At 66.2% G+C, this 19978-nt stretch carries 18 protein-coding genes and 1 tRNA gene; 10 read left to right on the top strand and 9 right to left on the bottom strand.

The features are described 5' to 3' along the window. Positions 1-5: 5 nt before the first annotated feature. Together B146_RS0118430 and B146_RS0118425 are read left to right on the top strand one after the other, a co-directional pair. Complete coding sequence (locus B146_RS0118430; protein WP_019997952.1) at positions 6-3149, top strand: efflux RND transporter permease subunit; 3144 nt, start codon at positions 6-8, stop codon at positions 3147-3149. Positions 3150-3262: 113 nt separating this feature from the next. Further along, positions 3263-4006: a pyridoxine 5'-phosphate synthase gene (locus B146_RS0118425; RefSeq protein WP_019997951.1), complete on the top strand. Its 744-nt coding sequence runs from the start codon at positions 3263-3265 to the stop codon at positions 4004-4006. 9 nt (positions 4007-4015) lie between these two features. Here B146_RS0118425 and greA read toward each other — a convergent pair whose 3' ends face one another. Then, positions 4016-4489 carry a transcription elongation factor GreA gene (gene greA, locus B146_RS0118420; protein WP_019997950.1) on the bottom strand — a complete coding sequence of 158 codons (474 nt, stop codon included), beginning with the start codon at positions 4487-4489 and terminating at the stop codon, positions 4016-4018. 183 nt (positions 4490-4672) lie between these two features. Here greA and B146_RS29135 point away from each other — a divergent pair, with 183 nt between their 5' ends. Beyond that, positions 4673-4843 carry a hypothetical protein gene (locus B146_RS29135; RefSeq protein WP_019997949.1) on the top strand — a complete coding sequence of 57 codons (171 nt, stop codon included), beginning with the start codon at positions 4673-4675 and terminating at the stop codon, positions 4841-4843. A 60-nt stretch (positions 4844-4903) separates the two neighbouring features. Here the strand turns inward: B146_RS29135 and B146_RS0118410 are convergent, their stop codons facing one another. Next, positions 4904-5170 (bottom strand): hypothetical protein, encoded by a 267-nt coding sequence (locus B146_RS0118410; protein ID WP_155897586.1) that lies wholly within the window; start codon positions 5168-5170, stop codon positions 4904-4906. 43 nt (positions 5171-5213) lie between these two features. Between B146_RS0118410 and B146_RS0118405 the strand changes: the two genes are divergently transcribed. Further along, positions 5214-5289: transfer RNA gene (locus B146_RS0118405), tRNA-Ile, on the top strand. A 228-nt stretch (positions 5290-5517) separates the two neighbouring features. Beyond that, positions 5518-6687: a GGDEF domain-containing protein gene (locus B146_RS27945; protein WP_019997947.1), complete on the top strand. Its 1170-nt coding sequence runs from the start codon at positions 5518-5520 to the stop codon at positions 6685-6687. A gap of 231 nt (positions 6688-6918) precedes the next feature. Here the strand turns inward: B146_RS27945 and B146_RS0118395 are convergent, their stop codons facing one another. The 3 genes from B146_RS0118395 to B146_RS0118385 all read right to left on the bottom strand — a co-directional run bounded on the left by B146_RS0118395 (position 6919) and on the right by B146_RS0118385 (position 9159). Continuing rightward, positions 6919-7662: an amino acid ABC transporter ATP-binding protein gene (locus B146_RS0118395; protein WP_019997946.1), complete on the bottom strand. Its 744-nt coding sequence runs from the start codon at positions 7660-7662 to the stop codon at positions 6919-6921. After that, the gene (locus B146_RS0118390) at positions 7659-8339 is read right to left on the bottom strand and encodes an ABC transporter permease subunit (protein WP_019997945.1); all 681 of its coding nucleotides are present in this window, start codon (positions 8337-8339) and stop codon (positions 7659-7661) included. The genes B146_RS0118395 and B146_RS0118390 overlap by 4 nt, the downstream gene beginning before the upstream one ends. Before the next feature lie 67 nt (positions 8340-8406). After that, positions 8407-9159: an amino acid ABC transporter substrate-binding protein gene (locus B146_RS0118385; RefSeq protein WP_407638564.1), complete on the bottom strand. Its 753-nt coding sequence runs from the start codon at positions 9157-9159 to the stop codon at positions 8407-8409. A 251-nt stretch (positions 9160-9410) separates the two neighbouring features. On the opposite strand from B146_RS0118385, the gene B146_RS0118380 reads away from it, so the two are divergent. Next, positions 9411-10160 (top strand): SIMPL domain-containing protein, encoded by a 750-nt coding sequence (locus B146_RS0118380; protein ID WP_155897585.1) that lies wholly within the window; start codon positions 9411-9413, stop codon positions 10158-10160. A 64-nt stretch (positions 10161-10224) separates the two neighbouring features. Here the strand turns inward: B146_RS0118380 and B146_RS26640 are convergent, their stop codons facing one another. After that, positions 10225-10635, bottom strand: coding sequence for a hypothetical protein (locus B146_RS26640; protein WP_155897584.1), 411 nt, complete (start codon positions 10633-10635; stop codon positions 10225-10227). Between the two features lie 211 nt (positions 10636-10846). On the opposite strand from B146_RS26640, the gene B146_RS26635 reads away from it, so the two are divergent. Next, on the top strand, positions 10847-12346 hold the full coding sequence (locus tag B146_RS26635) for a putative bifunctional diguanylate cyclase/phosphodiesterase (RefSeq protein ID WP_019997941.1): 1500 nt from the start codon (positions 10847-10849) through the stop codon (positions 12344-12346). Positions 12347-12462: 116 nt separating this feature from the next. Here the strand turns inward: B146_RS26635 and rpoD are convergent, their stop codons facing one another. Together rpoD and dnaG are read right to left on the bottom strand one after the other, a co-directional pair. Beyond that, positions 12463-14442 (bottom strand): RNA polymerase sigma factor RpoD, encoded by a 1980-nt coding sequence (rpoD, locus tag B146_RS0118365; protein WP_019997940.1) that lies wholly within the window; start codon positions 14440-14442, stop codon positions 12463-12465. Positions 14443-14733: 291 nt separating this feature from the next. Then, positions 14734-16725, bottom strand: a complete 1992-nt coding sequence (gene dnaG / locus B146_RS0118360) for a DNA primase (RefSeq protein WP_019997939.1) — start codon at positions 16723-16725, stop codon at positions 14734-14736. Positions 16726-16913: 188 nt separating this feature from the next. Between dnaG and B146_RS0118355 the strand changes: the two genes are divergently transcribed. Next, positions 16914-17225 (top strand): chorismate mutase, encoded by a 312-nt coding sequence (locus B146_RS0118355; protein WP_019997938.1) that lies wholly within the window; start codon positions 16914-16916, stop codon positions 17223-17225. Between the two features lie 63 nt (positions 17226-17288). Here B146_RS0118355 and B146_RS0118350 read toward each other — a convergent pair whose 3' ends face one another. Beyond that, positions 17289-17738 carry a GatB/YqeY domain-containing protein gene (locus tag B146_RS0118350; protein ID WP_019997937.1) on the bottom strand — a complete coding sequence of 150 codons (450 nt, stop codon included), beginning with the start codon at positions 17736-17738 and terminating at the stop codon, positions 17289-17291. Positions 17739-18165: 427 nt separating this feature from the next. Between B146_RS0118350 and carA the strand changes: the two genes are divergently transcribed. Then, positions 18166-19359: a glutamine-hydrolyzing carbamoyl-phosphate synthase small subunit gene (carA, locus tag B146_RS0118345; protein WP_026358727.1), complete on the top strand. Its 1194-nt coding sequence runs from the start codon at positions 18166-18168 to the stop codon at positions 19357-19359. Positions 19360-19364: 5 nt separating this feature from the next. Next, a complete protein-coding gene (locus tag B146_RS0118340; RefSeq protein WP_019997935.1) occupies positions 19365-19931 on the top strand; it encodes a tyrosine-protein phosphatase in 567 nt (188 codons plus the stop codon). The last annotated feature ends 47 nt before the right edge of the window (positions 19932-19978 follow it).

Raw genomic sequence — 19978 nt, 5'->3', positions numbered from 1 at the left:
ATCCCATGCCTCAATTCTTCATCGAGCGCCCGGTCTTCGCCTGGGTGATCGCGATCTTCATCGTGCTCGCCGGCGTCATCTCGCTGCCGTCCCTGCCGATCTCGCAATATCCGAACGTCGCCCCGCCGCAGCTCACCATCTCGACCGCCTTCCCCGGCGCCTCGCCCGAGGACCTCTACCAGCAGGTCACGCGGCCGATCGAGGAAGAGTTGAACGGCATCCAGGGCCTTCTCTATTTCGAGAGCACGAGCGACGCGACCGGCGCGGTGCAGATCACCGTGACCTTCTCGGCCGGCACCGAGATCGCGCAGGCCGTCGTGGACACGCAGAACCGCCTGCGCCGCGTCGAATCGCGCCTGCCGCAGCAGGTGACGCAGCAGGGCGTTCTCGTCGAGGAGGCCGGATCGAGCTTCCTCATGGTCGTCGCGCTGGTGGGCGACGAGAAGTCGACGCTCGATGCGGTCGGCCTCGGCGACTACATCACCCGCAACGTCATCAACGAGATCCGCCGTGTGCCGGGCGTCGGCCGCGCCCAGCTCTTCGCCTCCGAGCGCGCCATGCGCGTCTGGATCGACCCCGACCGTCTGGTCGGCCTGAACCTCGCCGTCTCCGACGTGACCTCCGCCATCTCTCAGCAGAACGCGCAGGTCGCCGCCGGCTCGATCGGCGCCAATCCGAACCCCGTCAGCCAGCAGACGCAGGCGACAATCCTTGTGAAGGGTCAGCTGCAGACACCCGAGGAGTTCGGCGCCATCGTTCTGCGCGCCAATCCGGACGGCTCGCTCGTGCGCCTGTCGGATGTGGCGCGCGTCGAGATCGACGCCGAGAGCTACAATTTCAACACGTTCCTGAACGGCCGGCCGAGCGCGGCCATCGGCATTCAGCTTTCGCCGACCGGCAACGCGCTCGACGCGGCGACGGGCGTACGGGAGGTCATGGAGCGTCTGGCTCCGCTCTTCCCGCAAGGGGTGAGCTACCAGATCCCCTATGACACGACGCCCTTCGTCTCGGCCTCGATCGAGAAGGTGATCCACACGCTTCTCGAAGCGGTGGCGCTGGTCTTCGTCGTGATGTTCGTCTTCCTCCAGAACATCCGCTACACGGTGATCCCGACGCTCGTCGTGCCGATCGCGCTGGCCGGCACGCTGGCGGTGATGCTGGCGGCGGGCTTCTCGATCAACGTCCTCACCATGTTCGCCATGGTTCTCGCCATCGGCATCCTCGTCGACGACGCGATCGTCGTGGTCGAGAATGTCGAGCGCATCATGGCGAGCGAGGGATTGCCGCCCAAGGAGGCCGCCAAGAAGGCGATGGGCCAGATCACCGGCGCGATCATCGGCATCACGCTGGCGCTCTGCGCCGTGTTCATTCCGCTCGCCTTCTTTCCCGGCTCGGTCGGCGTCATCTATCGCCAGTTCTCGCTGACGATGGTCACGTCGATCCTGTTCTCGGCCTTCCTCGCCCTGTCGCTGACGCCCGCGCTCTGCGGCAGCTTCCTGAAGCCCATCAAGGCTGGGCATCACCATGGCAAGCGCGGCCTGTTCGGCCTGTTCAACCGGGGCTTCGACCGGACCTCGCGCTCCTATTCGAACGGCGTCGGCTATCTGATCGGCCGCACCAAGCGCTTCATGGTGATCTATCTGGCGCTTCTGGCGGGTCTTGGCTGGTTCTACGTCCAGATCCCCTCGGCCTTCCTGCCGCAGGAGGATCAGGGCTTCCTGATCGCGAACTTCCAGGGTCCGGCCGGCGCGACCAGCAATCGCCTGCGCGAGGTGACGTCGGAAGCCGAGAAGTTCATCCTGTCGCAGCCGGCGGTCGAGAGCATGATCACGATCCAGGGCTTCTCCTTCTCGGGTCAGGGCGCCAATGCGGGCCTCGCCTTCATCACCCTGAAGGACTGGAGCGAACGCGGACCCGGCGAGGACGCCGACACACTGGCCGGCATCATTTCCGGCCGCATCATCCAGTTCCGGGACGCGATCGCCTTCGCCCTGTCGCCGCCGCCCATCCAGGGTCTCGGCAACACCGGCGGCTTCGCCTTCCGCCTGCAGGATCGCGCCAACCAGGGCACGGCGGCGCTTCTGGCGGCGCGCGATCAGCTGATCGCGGAAGCCGGCAAGAGCCCGATTCTCGGCCGCATCAATTTCGAGGGCCTGCCCCCCGGCCCGCAGATCGAACTCGATATCGACCGCGAAAAGGCCAACGCCTTCGGCGTCACCTTCGCCGACATCAACCAGACGATCTCGGCGGCGCTCGGGTCGGCCTATATCAACGACTTCCCGAACGGCGGCCGGATGCAGCGCGTCACGCTGCAGGCCGAGGAGCGCGCCCGCATGCGCATCGAGGATGTCATGCAGCTCAACGTGCGCAACAACCAGGGCGGCATGGTTCCGCTGTCGGCCTTCGCCGAGGGCAAGTGGACGCTCGGTTCCTCGCAGCTCGTCGGTTACAACGGCTATCCCTCGATCCGCCTGTCGGGCGACGCCAATCCTGGCTATTCGTCGGGCGATGCGATCGCGGAGATGGAGCGGCTCGCCGGGCAGCTTCCAGCCGGCTTCGCCTTCGAATGGACCGGCCAGTCGCTGCAGGAAATCCAGTCGGGCAATCAGGCGCCCTTCCTGATCGGTCTCGCCATCCTCTTCGTGTTCCTGTGCCTTGCGGCGCTCTACGAGAGCTGGTCGATCCCCTTCTCGGTCATGCTCGTCGTGCCGCTCGGCGTCATCGGCTGCGTGGTCGCGGTCATGCTGCGCGGCCTGTCGAACGACGTGTATTTCACGGTCGGCATCATCACCATCGTCGGCCTCTCCGCCAAGAACGCGATCCTGATCGTGGAAGTGGCGAAAGACCTGATGGACGAGGGCATGAGCCTTCGTGACGCGACGATCGAGGCGGCGCATCTGCGCTTCCGCCCGATCCTCATGACCTCGCTCGCCTTCACCATGGGCGTTCTGCCCATGGCCATCGCCAGCGGCGCCAGCGCGGCCAGCCAGAACGCCATCGGCACGACGGTGATCGGCGGCATGATCTCGGCCACCGTGCTCGCGATCTTCTTCGTGCCGATCTTCTTCGTCTTCGTGCTGCGACTGACCGGCTACGGCAAGTCGCGGCCCGCCAAGCCGGAGGGGGCAGAGGCCACGCCCGCAAAGTAACAGGGCCCGACCGACAGAACCGACGCCCCGGCCGCCCGCGCGGCCGGGGCGTTGACATGCAGGTCCCTGCGGTCCATGCGCAGTCCCATCCCGCCGGCATGAGACGGACCGCCATGACCGCCACCCTTTCCGTGAATCTCAACGCGATCGCGATGCTGCGAAACCGCCGCGATCTGCCCTGGCCGGATGTCATCCATTTCGGCCGCATTGCGCTCGCGAACGGCGCGTCGGGCCTCACGGTCCACCCCCGCCCCGACCAGCGCCATATCCGCTTTTCCGACCTGCCAGCCCTTCGCCAGCTGATCGACGCGGAATTCCCTTCCGCCGAGTTCAATATCGAGGGCTATCCGACGGAGCATTTCTTGGGGCTCTGCGAAGACGCGCGCGCCGATCAGGTGACGCTGGTTCCCGACGACCCGGCGCAGGCGACCTCCGACCATGGCTGGGATTTCGCGGCCGAGGCCGAACGCCTTCGGCCCATCATCGCGCGGCTGAAAAGCCGGACCATGCGCGTCTCGCTCTTTGCCGACCCGACGCCCGACGGGCTCGACGTGGCAAGTGAACTCGGCGCGGACCGGGTGGAATTCTACACCGGCCCCTATGGCGGCACGCATTCCGACGAGGCAGCGGCCGAGCGGGAACTCGCCAAGCTCCGGAGTGCCGGCAAGGCCGCGGCCGAGCTTGGCCTCGGCGTCAATGCCGGGCACGATCTGACTGTCGCCAACCTTCCCGCCCTGTGCCGGGCTCTCCCCACGCTTCGGGAAGTGTCGATCGGCCATGCGCTGACGGCCGACGCTCTGGAATACGGATTCGCCGAGACCACGAAGCGCTTCATTCGCGCGCTTCAGCCGGCCTGAGGCTGCCGATCAGCCGATCGGCTTGATCTCGACGATCTCCGCCTCGGAAGGTCCGACCTTCACCACGTCGCCGACGCTCTTGCCGGCGATCGCCTTGGCGAGCGGCGAGAGATAGGACAGGCGCCCGTCCGCCGGGTTCGCCTCGTCGATGCCGACGATGCAGAAGACCTGCGCCCGCCCGTCGTCGCGCTCGATCGTGACCTCCGAGCCGAAATGAACGGTCTCGGCGTCGTCGGGCGCCGGCACGAGTTCGGCGCTCATCTTGCGCGCCCGCCAATAGCGAAGGTCCCGATGAACCGAGGCATAGCCGATCTTGTCGTCGGCGTCCCGCGCGGCGAAAAGCTTCGCCTCGAGATCGGCCACCTGATCCTCGATCTGCTTCAGGCCCTTGGCGGTCACGAAGTTCGGGTCCGTTCCGAGTTCGCGGTCCGGCAGGGTCTCGACCTGATTCTCGTTGGGCTCCTTCACAAACGCGACGCTCACGGCGAACTCCTCTCAGATTCTTGTCTTTATGTAGGGGCTGAAGGAGGGACGTTAAGTCCCTGATCCCTCTTGCGCCGCAGAACCGGCGGTCCCCGCACCTATCGCGATTGTGACAGGCTTCCACAACGCTCGAGACACCAAATGCGCCTCTCCCGCGTTGGGAGGAGAGCAGGAGGGCGGATTATGAGCAATATCCCGATCGAACAAGGCGTGGAGCCTGATCTCAAAGCTGAGGAACTCGCCGGAAAGCACGGAATTTCCGTCGAGGAAGCCCAGCGCATCATCGCCGAAAACGGCACCGACCGCGCGACCATCGACGGCGCGGCCGAAGCGGCGAAGGACGAGACGGACTGATCAGACGGCCGGGCGGCTCATCACCGCCCGGCCGCTTCGGTCTGGTCATTTCGAGAAGCGTCAGGCGCGTTCGATATCGCCAGCACCACCGCCTTCTTCGGGGTCCTTCTCGATCGGCGGACGTCCCTCCCCCGGTTCGCGAACGGCATCCGACCCGACGTGATCGTCTTCGGACGGGTCGGGAAGCGAATCCGGCGGCAGCGGCGGTCCCTTGGTGGGGTCGATGATATTGGGTTCGATATTGGACAAATCGGCCTCCTCGTTCTTCGTGGGAAACGCCGTTAGCCGCCGAAGTTTCCCCAGCCCGTCTTCGCCCGCCCCGACCACGGCTTGAGAACGGCCCCCACTTGCGATAGGGCAAGCATGGGTGGGGCCTGTAGCTCAATGGTTAGAGCCGGCGGCTCATAACCGCTTGGTTGCAGGTTCGAGTCCTGCCGGGCCCACCAATCTGCCAGCCGCCGCACGGGTTTGCGGAAACGTTAGCCAGAGCGTTAGCCACGTCCATTCCCTCGACTCTCAGGGGGAGCCGCAACCCGCCTCCACCTCGCGGCTCACCGGCGCAGGGTCGAGCAGCCATGGCGCGAATCCCGTTTCAGTCACAGCTACGCATTCTACACGAGTGATCGGATAGGGTTCAGTCCACGCGGGCACGCCCCGAGCCTGGGATCGGACCGATGCTGACCGAAACGCTGAATTTCAACGAGGTCAGAGCCGCGATCGACGCGAAGGCGTGGCGCACATCGTTCCCATCGGCGATCGAGGCGGCCTACGAGAGCCACAGGCGGCGCTACAAGGCGCGCGATATCAGGAGCACGATCGTGCCCTGCGTCACCGTCTACAACCTTTTCCTTCTCCTCGACTACCTGCTGGTCCCCGAGACGTTCGCTCTGGCGGTCGCGGTGCATCTCGGTCTCGTCACGCCCTACATGATCTGGGCCGCCTCCGTGCTGAAGCGGGAACCGCGGAAGGTCGTGCGCGAACTGGTGACGATCAGCGTGCCCTGTCTCATGGTCGCGCAGATCCTGCTCATCTATGCCCTGAACACGGGCGAAGGAGCGGATCAGTATCAGTACCTGACGGTCGTCGTCGTGATCTTCATGGGGTCCGTTCAAAGGGCGGACGCGCGCTACGCCATCGTGGCCTCTCTCGCCATGATGGCGCTGTACATCGCGGTGTTGAGCACAGGATCGTCGCCCCCCGCGGTCGAGATCGTCGGCGTCACCTTGATGGGGTCTGTGGCCTATCTCACCGCGACGGCGAACAGGCGTGTCGAACAGAGCGCTCGCCACGCCTTTCTCCGCACGCTTCAGGACAGCTTCGACCGGATCCATGCTCTGGAGGCCGCAAGACGCGACCCTTTGACGGGTCTCGGCAACCGCCGCCATCTCGACGAGCATCTGGCTCAAAACTGGCCGGCGATGGCAGCGAGCGGGACATCGGTCGCCGTGCTGGTCGTCGATGTCGATCACTTCAAGATTCTCAACGACACGCTCGGGCACGACGCAGGCGACATGTGTCTTCGACGGATCGGCGAACTGTTTTCCACGACCATTCGGTTGGAGGATATGGTGGTTCGTTACGGTGGAGAGGAGTTCGTCGTCGTTCTGCTCCACGCCACGGCGACCAACGCGGTCAAGGCGGCCGATCGACTTCGCGAATCCGTGCAGGCGCTCGGCCTGTCGGCTGGCGGAGATACGCCGGGGAATGTCGTCACCGTCAGCGTCGGCGTTTGCACCGGAACGGCCGCCGAGACGTCCCTCCCCTCGCTGATCACCGACGCCGACAAAGCCCTTTATCAGGCGAAACGGAGCGGCCGGAATCGCGTCGTGCTTCACAACGGTTGATGGCAGGGTGGCGGCTCTGCGGTGCCGACCACCAGCGCTGCGCATCCGACACCCTTTCGAGCTTCAACCCACTCCTTAGCCGACAAGTCGGCCTTCCTGATGCCGGCGGAGTTGCATCCTCTGGAGTCCCGTTCTGACGGGCAGTCCCCGTCGGCACTTTTGGAGCCACCGTCGGCGGGCTGGACTCGTCCGTCGAAGCACCTCGGTCCACGCAAGTTCGAGAGCTTGACGTCAGTCCCCCGCCAGCGTGCGCACGAAGCGGATCGTGCGAGGGTCGGTCGGCTGGCGGAAGAGCCGGTCCGGCGCGCCCTCCTCGACCACGACGCCATCCTGCAGGAAGGCGACGTGATGGGCTGTGCGGTTGGCGAGGCGCAGGTCGTGCGTGGCGATCAGCATGGTCGTTCCCTCGCGCGCGAGCGTGCCGAGCACGTCCACCACTTCAGCCGCGAGTTCCGGGTCGAGCGCCGAGGTCGGCTCGTCGCACAGAAGCAGTTTGGGGGACGCCGCCAGCGCGCGGGCGATGGCGACGCGCTGTTGCTGGCCACCCGAGAGCGTCGCGGGATAGGCATCGGCCTTTGCCGCCAGCCCGACGCGGTCGAGGAGTTCGAGCGCGCGCGCCCGCGCCTTTTCGGCCGGCCATTTGAGAACGACGACGAGCCCTTCCATGACATTGCCGAGCGCGGTGCGATGCGGAAAGAGCTGGAAGCTCTGGAAGATCATGCCGGTCTGACGCCGGACCGCGAGGATATCGCGCCGGTCCGGCCCCCTTCCCGAGAAGGTGACGGACAAGCCGTCAAGATCGAGCCGCCCGGCCTCGGGAATCTCGAGAAGATTGGCGCAGCGCAGAAGCGTGCTCTTGCCGCTGCCCGATGGCCCGATCAGCGCCGTCACCTGACCGGGCGCGATGTCGAGGCTCACTTTCTTCAGGATGACGTTTCCCGAAAAGCTCTTTTCGATATCGCTGAGGCGGATCATGCGCGACCCTCCCCATAGCCGCCATAGGAAGCGAAGCGGCGCTCCAGCTTCGACTGAAGCGCGGAGAGAACCGAGGAAAAGGCGAGGTAGATCAACGCCGCCTCGATATAGAGGATCAGCGGCTCGTAGGTCGTGGCAACGATGCGCTGGGCCTGCTGGAACAGTTCGGGCACGGTGATCGCGGCGGCGAGCGAAGTGTCCTTCACCAGCGAGATGAAAGAGTTCGACAAAGGCGGCAGCGCGACCCGTGCCGCCTGCGGAACGATCGTGCGGCGCAAGGCCTGGCCGCGCGTCATGCCGATCGCATAGGCCGCTTCCCATTGCCCCTTCGGAATGGAGGACAGGGCCGCGCGGATGATTTCCGACGTATAGGCGCCGACGCTCAGGGAAAAGCCGATCAGCGCGGCGGGAAAGGCGTCGATCAGGATGCCGACGCTCGGCAGGCCGTAGAAGATCACGAAGAGCTGGACGAGAAGCGGCGTGCCGCGAATGAACCAGACATAGAAGCGCGCGACGGCGGCGAGCGGCCAGGGCGCGAAGAGCCGCACCGAGGCCGTCAGGAAGCCGAGCGCCAGCCCGAAGGCGAAGGAGAGGATCGCCAGCGGGATCGTGAAGCGCAGCCCGCCCCACAGAAGCGGCCAGAGCGAGTCGAGCATGAGCTGCAGGAAGGGCGGCAAGGCGGATCGTCCCGTGGCGGCGGAAGGCGGACGAGCCCGCCTTCCTTCCAATCAGATGAGGAGCGGCTCAGCGCGACACGTCGGCGCCGAAATAGGTCTGCGAGATCTTGTCGTAGGTCCCGTCCGCCTTCATGTCGGCCAGCGCCTTGTTGATGGCCGCGACGAGCTCGGGATTGTTCTTCTGGACGATGATGCCGGAGGCGGCCGCCTCGTCCTGCGTCGCGGCGATCGTCACCGGCGCGTCGGGCTTCTGCTTCTTGAAGTCGAGGAAGGAGAGATTGTCGTTGATCGTCGCGTCCGCCCGGCCGGTCAGGACGAGCTGGATCGACTGGTCGAACCCTTCCGTGCCGACCAGCGTCGCGCCGGACGCTTCCGCCAGCTTGCCGTAGTTCGAGGTCAGCGACTGCGCGGCGCGTTTGCCCTTGAGATCGGCGAAGGATTTGATCGCGTCGTCGCCATCCTTCACGATCAGGACGGCCTTCGACACGATATAGGGGTCGGAGAAGTCGAACCGGGCCTGACGCTCCGGCGTGATGCCGACCTGATTGATCACGGCGTCGTAGCGGTCGGCCGCGAGGCCGGCGATCAGGCCGTCCCACTTGCCTTCCACGAATTCCGGCTGGACACCGAGGCGCTTGGCGACCTCACGGCCGATCTCGACGTCGAAGCCCGTCAGTGCGCCGGATGCGTCATGGAAGGTGAAGGGTGCATAGGTGCCCTCGGTGCCGATCCGCAGCGTCTTCGCCGCTTCGATATCCTTGAGGCTGCCGGCCGAGGCCGCGCCGGCGAGCGAGGCGAAAAGGGCGGCGAGAACGAGCATGCGCTTCATGAGCGAATTCCTGACCATGATGGACCCGACCCGGTGGCCGGCTCGGGACTGCTGTGTGTCGAGATAGGCGAAAGCTCGGCCGAGATTAGTGGGAAAGCGGTCGGGGCCAGCGTTTTGCACCGTTCTTGGCCCTCCTGCGCGCCTCGCGCGCCCATCAGGATGGCGGCCAACGGGTCTCCAACCCCTTTGCGCCGCAATCCCATGCGAGCCTGATCCTTCCGATTCGCCTGGAGATCCGTGTCTTGAGTCCATCCCGCTTCGCCCTCGCCTCGGCCGCGCTGGCCACCCTTCTCGCCGCCTCCGCCCCGGCTCTTGCGCAACAGCCGCCCGCCCCGCCCCCGGCCCGCATCGAAGTCGGCGGCGAAGGCACGGCCTATCGCGCGCCCGATCTCGCCGTGACGCAGCTCATCGTGATGCGCAATGCCGCGACGGCAGCCGACGCGCTGGCGGAGGCGAACGAGGCGATCGCCGCCGTGACGAAGGCGATGGGCGAACTCGGGATCGAGAAGCGCGATCTCCAGACCGCCGGCTTCCAGATTTCCCCGCAATATCAGTACGACAACCAGCCGAACGGACAGCAGTCGCCGCCGAAGGTCGTCGGCTACGAGGTGCGCAATTCGCTGTCGGTCAAGGTGCGCGACCTCGCCAAGCTCGGCGACGTGCTCGACCGCGCCGTGCAGCTCGGCGTCAACGAGGGCGGCTCGATCAATTTCGAGATCGACGACGCCTCCGCCATCTCGAACGAGGCGCGCCGCCTCGCCGTCGCCGACGCGCGCAAGCGGGCCGAGACGCTGGCCGAGGCGTCGGGCCTCAAGCTCGGGCGCGTCATCCTCATTCAGGACGGCGCGATGCGCAACGAGCCCCTGCCGCCCGTGCCGATGATGGAGTTGAAGATGGCCGCGCCGGCCTCGGCCAGCAGCCGCGTTCCCGTGGAGACCGGCGAGAACGCCGTGCGCGCCGATGTGCGGGTCGTCTACGAGCTGACCAACTGACACGAAAAAAGGGGGAGGCCGCTGCCGGCCTCCCCCTTCGTCCTTGCGATCGATCGTCGCGCGCTCAGCGCATTCCGATGACCGGGCAGCCGCGCACCTGCGCGAAGCGAACGGCGACCGGGTGGCCGCGACGGAAGCCCGCGACCGTCACGCCGCGCGGCGAAACGCGCACGATGTCGCCGCGCCGAACGCCCATGCGCGCGGCTTTCTCCAAAGCGAGGCCCGGGCGGCAGATGCCGTCGCGCCGGCCATGGCGATCCTCGCGCCAGCCGCGCCGGTCGTGATGCCAGTCGCGCGGGCCACGGCGCTCGTGCCAATCGCGCGGCCCACGGTCTCCGCGCCAGCCGTCCGGGCGGTCGCCGCGATACTGCACCGTCTGCACCGGAGCGTCGATCGATGCGGCCTGCGAAGGGGCCCACACGCCGGCGGCCAAAGCCAGCCCGAGCAGCGCGGAGCGAACGAGACGAAGCGTCATGGAAACCTCCTGAAAGCGATGCGCCCTCACCGGCGCTTGGCGCAAATCTGCGCCGCTTCGTCTGAACCGGCGACGAAGGCGTCGTTCAGGTTCGGTTCATTTGTCGGAAATCCGGCAGGGGATCGCTAGCCAAGACGGGCGAGACAACCGGCGGATGGGAGAATATTAAAGAGCCCGCGCTACAAGCGGTGCGACCCAAAGGTGGACGCGCATGGCAGTGCATTCTCTGACCCGGCTCGAACGATCCCGAAGCGGAAGACTGGCCTCGCTGCGCCCGTTTGGACCCGCGTTCCTCGCGCTGTTCTGCCTGCCCCTGATGCTTCTCGGCGAGACCGCGAGCCTTGCCGCCGGCGCGGCAATGATCGCGCTGACGCAGGCCAGCGTCTTCGGCGCCTGGCGCCGCGAGCGGCAGCGGTTGGCGGAGGCGACAACGCAGGACGAGGGCACGCGAGCGGACAGAGAGACGGACGCGACCACCGGCGTCCTGACGCGCCATGCCTTTCTCGCCCGCTGCGAACCCCTCCTCACCGGCCAGAAGACCGCGACGGATTTCGTTCTCGTCACCGTGCAGTTCGTGTCGATCGAGGAGGTGAATGAAAGCCTCGGCTACAAGGCCGGCGATTTCGCGCTCGCCACGATCGGTCAGAGATTGGCCAGTTTCGCGCCGGGCGCTATCGCGGGCCGTCTCAGCAGCCGGCACTTCTCGCTCATGCTGCCCTGCGAGACGGGCGTTTCTTCCGCGGGTCGTCTGGACGCCTTGAGGGAGACCCTCCTCCAGCCCTTCATCACCGGCGGTCGAGAGATCGTGCCGCAGCTCCTCATGGGCGCGGTCGCCCTGCCCGAGCAGACCGTCTATCTCACGCAGGCGCTGCAATATGCCGACCATGCCCTGCAAAAGGCCGACCGAAACGACAGCGCGCTGGTCCTGTTCGACAGCGAAATGCAGCGCGAGGTGAAGTACCGGCGCCTGATCGACCGCGAATTGCGCGCGGCCATCCTGATGAACGAACTCGAACTGCATTATCAGCCGATCATCGACCTGCAGGGCACGATGGTCGGCGTCGAGGCGCTTCTGCGCTGGGAAAGCCCCTCGCGCGGGCGCATCTCGCCCGCCGAGTTCATCCCCGTCGCCGAAAGCTCGCTCCTGATCGACCAGCTCGGGGAATGGGTGCTGCGCCGCGCCTGCCTCGACGCGCGCGACTTCGACGGGCTCCACATCGCCGTCAACGTGTCGGCCAGCCAGCTGCGCCGCGACGACGTCGTCTCCATGGTCGCCCGCGTCCTGGCGGAGACCGGCCATCCGGCGGAGCGGCTGGTTCTGGAACTGACGGAATCGGTCGCCGTGGAAACGACGCCCGACATCCGGCGCCGGCTCGCCGCGCTGCGCGCCATGGGCATCCACATCGCGCTCGACGATTTCGGCACCGGCTTCAGCGGCTTCGACTATCTGCGGCACCTGCCGGTGGATTCGATCAAGATCGACCGCTCCTATATCGAGAAGCTCGGCAGCGGCGAGGCGGACAATGTTCTGGTCTCCGCGCTCGCCAGCGTCGCCAGCGCCATGCATCTGAACGTCCTGGCCGAGGGCGTCGAGACCGAAGAGCAGATGGCGCTTGCCAAGGCGGCGGGCTGCCGGCTGTTCCAGGGCTATTACACGGGCCGGCCGATGCCCAAGCACGCTCTCCTGCAAGGCGTCAGCCTCGCGGCCTGACCCCCCTGCCCTTCTAAACGCGACAAACGAAAAAGGCGCCCGAAGGCGCCTTTTCTGCATGATCTCTGGCTGCAAGCCGATCAGCTCTGCAGGAACGAGCGGAGCGTCCGTCGCTCCTAGCTGTCCAGAAAGCTTCTCAGCTTTCTGGAGCGGCTCGGATGCTTGAGCTTGCGAAGGGCCTTCGCCTCGATCTGGCGAATGCGCTCGCGCGTCACCGAGAACTGCTGGCCGACTTCTTCCAGCGTGTGGTCCGTGTTCATGCCGATGCCGAAGCGCATGCGCAAGACGCGCTCCTCGCGCGGCGTCAGCGAAGCCAGAACGCGGGTCGTCGTCTCGCGCAGGTTGGCCTGAATCGCGGCGTCGATCGGCAGGATCGCGTTCTTGTCTTCGATGAAGTCGCCGAGATGCGAATCTTCCTCGTCGCCCACCGGGGTTTCGAGCGAGATCGGCTCCTTGGCGATCTTCAGGACCTTGCGGACCTTTTCGAGCGGCATGGCCAGCTTCTCGGCCAGCTCTTCCGGCGTCGGCTCGCGGCCGATTTCGTGGAGCATCTGGCGCGAGGTGCGCACGATCTTGTTGATCGTCTCGATCATGTGCACGGGAATGCGGATCGTGCGCGCCTGATCGGCGATCGAACGCGTGATGGCCTGACGAATCCACCAGGTCGCATAGGTCGAGAACTTGTAGCCGCGCCGATACTCGAACTTATCGACCGCCTTCATCAGGCCGATATTGCCTTCCTGGATGAGGTCGAGGAACTGGAGGCCGCGGTTCGTGTACTTTTTGGCGATGGAGATCACGAGGCGCAGATTCGCCTCGACCATTTCCTTCTTCGCCTGCCGCGCCTCGCGCTCGCCCTTCTGCACCATGTGCACGATGCGGCGGAACTCGATGATCTCGAGACCCGTCATGGTGGCGAGGCTCTGGATCTCCTGGCGCAGCGTCTTGATGTTCTCGCGCTCGTTCTGGACGAATTTCAGCCAGCCCTTGCCGGAGAGATTGGCGATGGACTGAATCCAGTTCGGATCGAGTTCGGTGCCCTGGTAGCTCTTCAGGAACTCGTCGCGCTTCACGCCGTGCGATTCGGCCAGACGCAGAAGCCGCCCCTCGTTGCCGACGAGCTGCTTGTTGATGTCGTAGAGCTGGGCGACCAGCGCGTCGATGCGGTTCTGGTTCAAGGAGAGCGACTTCACCGCCGCGATGAGGTCTTCCTTGAGCTTGTTGTAGGAGCGCTCCTGGCTCTGCGACAGGGTGCCCTGCGCGGCGAGACGGTTCTCGACCTGCTGGTCCTGCAGCTTGCGCAGACGCTTGTAGTTCTCGGCGATGACGTCGAAGATCGCCATGACCTGCGGACGGATCTCGGCTTCCATCGCGGCCAGCGACAGCGAGTTCTCGAGATCGTCCTCGTCGTCCTCTTCCTCGCCCGGGCGCAACTCGCCATCGGCGCGCGCGCCGGGCAAGCCGCCTTCGGCCTCCTCGGCGGGCGGCGCGGAGGGCATCTTGGCCTCGGGGCCGGCATAGGTCGCTTCGAGATCGACGATCTCGCGCAACATGATGTTGCCTTCGTTCAGTTCCTCGCGCCAGATGATGATGGCCTGAAAGGTCAGCGGGCTCTCGCAGAGCCCGGCGATCATCGTCTCGCGGCCGGCTTCGATGCGCTTGGCGATGGCGATTTCGCCCTCGCGCGACAGAAGCTCCACCGATCCCATCTCGCGCAGATACATGCGCACGGGGTCGTCGGTGCGGTCGTTCGATTCCTTGCGGGTGGTCGTGGCGACGGCGTTGTTGGAAACCTCGGCGAGCTCGGTCGAACCGCTCTCCTCGGCTTCCTTCTCCTCGGCCTCTTCGCCCTCGTCGTCTTCCACGACGTTGATGCCCATGTCGCTGAGCATGGCCATCAGATCTTCGATCTGCTCGGACGTCACGTCCTCGGCCGAAAGCACCGAGTTGAGCTTGTCCATGCTGACAAAGCCGCGCTTCTTGGCGGCCTTGATCATCTTTTTGACGGCATCGTCCGACAGGTCCAGCAGAGGACTGTCAGGCGTCTCCTGACGCTCATCGACGGCCATCTCGCCTTCCTTGACCTTTGTCGCCATGCGCATTCATCTCCAATTCGCGCGATCGATGAAGGAGAGCCGCATCCGCGCCCGACCTTCATAAACGCTTGCCGTTAAGAACCGCTTAACCATAAGCTGGCCCTGCGGTCGCCGACCTCTTCCCTATTCGCCGTCCGAAAGGGCGGCCCCTTACCAGCACTTCGTTCCGACACGTTCGGCGGTGTTTGTGCTTTCGCTCCGCCAAGTCAAGGATTTAACGCATAGCGGTTGGAAAAATTCCAATCGCCTCGCGTCGGGTCTCACCTTCGCCGGACTGTCTCCGTCTCGCGTCTAGATTCCCTTGGCCGGCCGACCCGACAAAACGCCAAACCCGTCGATCAGAGCCTCGGTTCCCGCTAGATTGTTGATCTCTCGATTGATTTCAACGACCTGGGCATAGGCGAGCTCGTCACCATCGACGGCCAGCGCCTGCTCTGCGGCCTTCAGTTCCCTATGTAGCGAGCGAAACTTGTGATGCAAGTGAAGCGCCTGCCGCACGGCCTCGCGCGCATCCTCCAGCGCCGCCTCGCCGAGGAACGACCAGAGCCGCACGGTGCGCAGCTGCGTCTCGAACCCTTCGAAGATCGGCAGGAGCCCCTGGCGCTCGATCGCGGCCAGAAGCTCGTCGCGCGAATGATGCAGCTCGTCGGCATAGACGTCGATCACCGCCGAGCGCAGGCGCTCCAGATCGCCGGGTGGCAGTTCCACATCGGCAAGGTAATCGAAGGCCTCGCGCAGCAGCAGCGGGTGGTTGATGAAGCCGACGACGATCGAGACCTCGCGCAGCGACGCCGCCTGCATCCCTTGCGGGCGAAGCAGCGAACTGCGGCTCAGCCGGTCGGACACGGCGGAGCGACGCCCGCCCATGCCACCCGGACCGCCGGCCCCGCCCCGCCCGCCGCCGCCATTGCGATCGCCGCCTGCCCGTCCACGCCCGCGCCATTCGCCGCCGGCCCCGCCGCCGCGTCCGTAGCCGCCCGTGCTCGGCGCCGGGCCGAAAAAGGCGCGCAGCCGATCGTCCATGTCGCGCAGGTAATGACGGCGCACGCTTTCGTCCTCGATCGTGCGCACCAGCCCTTTCAGGCGGTGTTCCAGATCGGCGCGGCGCTCGGGCGTGTCATAGGTGCCGCCGGCCGTTTCGCGCATCCAGAGAAGGTCCGCCAGCGGCCGGGCGCGGGTGAGCACGGCGCGCATCGCGTCGGGCCCTTCGGCGCGCAGCAGATCGTCGGGGTCCTTGCCCTCGGGCAGAAGCGCGAAGCGCAGCGAGCGGCCGGGCTTCAGGAAGGGAATGGCGATCTGCGCGGCGCGGTTGGCCGCCTTGATGCCGGCCGCATCGCCGTCGAAGCAGAGGATCGGCTCGGCGACCGTGCGCCAGAGAAGCTCGAGCTGGCGTTCCGTCAGCGCCGTTCCGAGCGGCGCCACGGCATGTTCGAACCCGGCCTGATGGAGCGCGATGACGTCCATGTAGCCTTCGGCGACGACGAGCGTTCCCGCCGCCTTGGAGGCGCGCCGGGCCTGCGCGAAATTGTAGAGGACGTTGCCCTTGTGAAAGATGTCGGTTTCCGGCGAGTTCAGATATTTCGCCGCGACGTCCGAGGACATGGCCCGCCCGCCGAAGGCGATCGGCTGCTCGCGCGCATCGAGGATCGGAAACATCACGCGGTCGCGGAAGCGATCGTAGGAGACCGCGATGCCCTCGCCGGACACGACGAGCCCCGCCGCCTCGATCTCCTCGCGCGCGACGCCCTTCCCCGCCAGAAACTCCTTCAGGCGGTTGCGCCCTTCCGGCGCGTAGCCGACGCCGAAGAGCTTCTGCGTCACCGGGTTCATGCCCCGATCGCGTAAGTAGGCGCGCGCCTTGGCGCCTTCGCTTTCCTGCAGCGTCTGGCGGAAGAAGTCGGAGGCGAGCTTCATCGCCGCGATGAGGCCGCCCCGCCCTTCCTCGCGCTTCTCGGCTTCCGCATCGCGCGCCGGCATGGGAACGCCGGCCTCGCCGGCCAAGCGCTCGACGGCCTCGGGAAAGCTCAGACCCTCGAGTTCGGTCAGAAAGCGGAAGTGATCGCCCGACACGCCGCAGCCGAAGCAATGGTAGCGGCCCTTGGAATCCTCGCAGTGAAACGAGGGCGACTTCTCGCCATGGAACGGGCAGCAGGCCCAGTAATCGCCGCGCGAGGGCTGCGTCTTGCGCCGATCCCAGGTGACACGGCGGCCGATCACATCGGAAATGGGAATTCGGGCCCGGATCTCGTCCAGGAAGCTCGGTGAAAAGCGCATGGAGGACATATCGGCTCGCGGCGGCGCAAATACCATGGGCCGGCGGCCGGTCGTAGCCGCCCCTCCCCCTTATCCACGCCAATCCACAGGCTCGTCCAACAAGGAATCCGCAAGCGCGGGGCTTTGACGGCGGGCGCGCTTGCGCCTATCCAACGAGCTAGGGCGCCTCGACGCGCTTCCAGTCACGGACGATGGATATGCAACAGCAGCCCCCCTTGCCGGAGCTTCAGAACCTGCGCGACAGCATCGACAATATCGATGCCGCGATCATCCACATGCTGGCCGAGCGCTTTCGCTGCACCCAGCGCGTCGGGGTGCTGAAGGCCGAGCATGCGCTGCCGGCGGCCGATCCCGCCCGCGAGGCCCGTCAGGTGGCGCGCCTGCGCGAACTGGCGCTGACCGCCAAGCTCGATCCGGATTTTGCCGAGAAATATCTGGCCTTCGTCGTGAAGGAGGTCATCCGCTATCACGAGCAGACCGCGCGCGAACTCGCCGAACGCCCGGCCTGACGAAGCCCGCCCGAGGCAAACGCGCGGGCGGCCCGGCTGCCCGCTTCGGCCTTCTTGCAGGCGTCAGCTCAGGAGCGAGCGCACCACGCCCGAGGCCTGCACCAGATCGACCTTGTCGTTGTAGCGCTCCTTCAGCACGCTGACGCAGCGCCCGACATCGCGCAGGCCCTTGGCGCCGGTCTCGCTGACCGCCTGCTTGCAGGCTTCCACCATCTCGGTCAGCGGCAGCGCCGGCGGCAGGAGCGCGCGAATCGCCTGCGCGTCGCCGCGCTCGCTCGTCGCCTCGTCGTTCCGGCCCTTTTCGGCCAGATCGTTGGCGCTGCGCTCGCGCTGGTCGGCCAGAAGCTGCAGAAGACAGGCGATGTCGCTGTCGGGCACCTTGTCCTTGCCGGCCATGCGGCTTGCCGCATCGCGGTCGCGAATGGCGGCGGTGACCAGCCGGAACAGGCAGGCGCGCCGTTTGTCGCCGGACGCGGTGGCGTCCTGAAGGGCGGCTGCGATCTCTTCACGCATACGCGTTTGTCCTATGTCTCGCTCCGCGCGGCGAACCCGGCCCCGGAGCGAACGTCGGGATAGGCCCATGCCGAATGGGCGGCCATCCTAGTTCGGGAAACTGACTTGGGAGTAAAGGCAAGCGAGGCGGAGAGAAAAGGCGGGCTCGGCGGGCCGCGTCGTCATCGTCCTGTCGTCGTACACTGCTAACTCGTTCGGACATCGAGTCCGAGAACGCATTCTCCGCACGGATATCCGGCGCGCCGACGCTGTCCGGCACCCCGCTTTTACGAAGCATTAAGTTTTGGCCGGCCCTTTTGCAAGGGGACGGACCGGTTCTCCACCGACAAGAGGGTTGCGTTCGGGCTCCAGTGGCGCGATAGAAGCGCTCCGGAAGGGCTCGGTCGCGCCGCGCGGCCTCGACATGCCCGATGGAACCCCGACGGAGATGCCCCCAATGAGCGCAAGCTGGCCGCAGAGGAAACCGACTGCCCTGTTGGTGCTCGCAGACGGAACCGTGATCGAGGGCGATGGCATCGGCGCCGAAGGCGAAGCGCTGGGCGAGGTCTGCTTCAACACGTCGCTGACCGGCTATCAGGAAATCCTGACCGATCCGTCCTACGCCAAGCAGATCGTCACCTTCACCTTCCCGCATATCGGCAATGTCGGCGCGAACGACGAGGACGTCGAGGATCTCGTGCCCGACAACGCGATCGGGGCGGTCGGCGCGATCTTCCGCGCCGAAGTCTCGGCCCCCTCGAACTACCGCTCCGCCGGCGGTCTCGACGCCTGGCTGAAGAAGCGCGGCGTGGTGGCCCTGTCGGGCATCGACACGCGCGCCCTCACCGCCCTCATCCGCGAGAAGGGCATGCCCAATGCCGTGATCGCGCATCGCGCCGACGGGGTGTTCGACGTCGAGGCCCTGAAGCGCAAGGCCGCCGAATGGAGCGGCCTCGTCGGTCTCGACCTCGCCAAGGACGCCGCGACGCCGGCCGAGGAAGTCTGGACCGAAGGCCCTTGGGTCTGGAACGCCGGCTATGGCGCCAACGCCGCGCCGAACTACACGATCGTCGCGATCGACTACGGCGCCAAGCGCAACATCCTGCGCCTGATGTCGGGCCATGGCGCGCGCGTCGTGATCGTCCCGGCGACGGCCAGCGCCGAGGAAATCCTGAAGCACCAGCCGGACGGCATCTTCCTGTCGAACGGTCCGGGCGATCCGGCGGCCACCGGCGAATATGCCGTGCCGGTCATCCGCGATCTCTCCAAGACCGGCATTCCGATGTTCGGCATCTGCCTCGGGCACCAGCTCCTGGCGCTGGCGCTCGGCGGCCGCACGGAGAAGATGCACCAGGGCCATCACGGCGCGAACCATCCGGTGAAGGACTTCACCACCGGCAAGGTCGAGATCGTCTCGATGAACCACGGCTTCGCGGTGGACCCGGCCTCGCTGCCCGAAACGGTCGAGCAGACCCACATCTCGCTCTTCGACGGCACGAATTGCGGTCTCCGCGTGAAGGGCGCGCCGGTCTTCTCGGTGCAGCACCATCCCGAAGCCTCGCCCGGCCCGCAGGACTCGCACTATCTCTTCCAGCGCTTCTTCCAGATGATCGACGATCATCGCGCCGGCAAGGCGGCGTAACCTCCATGCGCTGGGCGTTGCATCTGAAACGCCTCGCCTATGCCGCGCCCCTCCTTCTGGGGCTCGGCTTTCTCGGCGTCCAGCAATGGACCGGGAACGTCCACACCGTGATCGAGCACCAGCTCTATCGCTCGGGAACGTTGGGCGCGAGCGCCTTCGACGCGCTCCTGCAGAAGGACGGCATCCGCACCGTCATCAACCTGCGCGGGCCGCATGTCGGCACGCCCTGGTACGACGACGAGCGGCGGATCGCGGAAGCGCGCGGCGTGCATCTCGTCGACCTTTCCTGGTCGGCGGGCCGCGAACTCAGCGACGACATGGTCGCGGCCTTCTACGACGCGGTCGGGAAGGCCGAGGGTCCGATCCTCATCCACTGCATGTCCGGTTCGGACCGCACGGGCCTCGCCGTCGCGCTCTACATGGCGAAATTCGCCCATGCGGGGGAGTATGCGGCGGAAGAGCAGTTGTCCGTGCGCTACGGGCATTTCGCGATCCCGTTCCTGTCGCGCGCCTATGCGATGAACGAGACCTTCGAGCGCTTGGAGCCGAGCCTCGGCTTCTACGGCTCGTGAAGCCCGTCGACCGATCCTGAAAAACACTGAAGGCGCCGGATACGTCC

This window comes from Aureimonas ureilytica DSM 18598 = NBRC 106430, from assembly GCF_000382705.1.
Lineage (GTDB): Bacteria > Pseudomonadota > Alphaproteobacteria > Rhizobiales > Rhizobiaceae > Aureimonas > Aureimonas ureilytica.
Note: the sequence above shows the minus strand (reverse complement) of the source record. Positions and strands in the feature narration are given on the sequence as shown.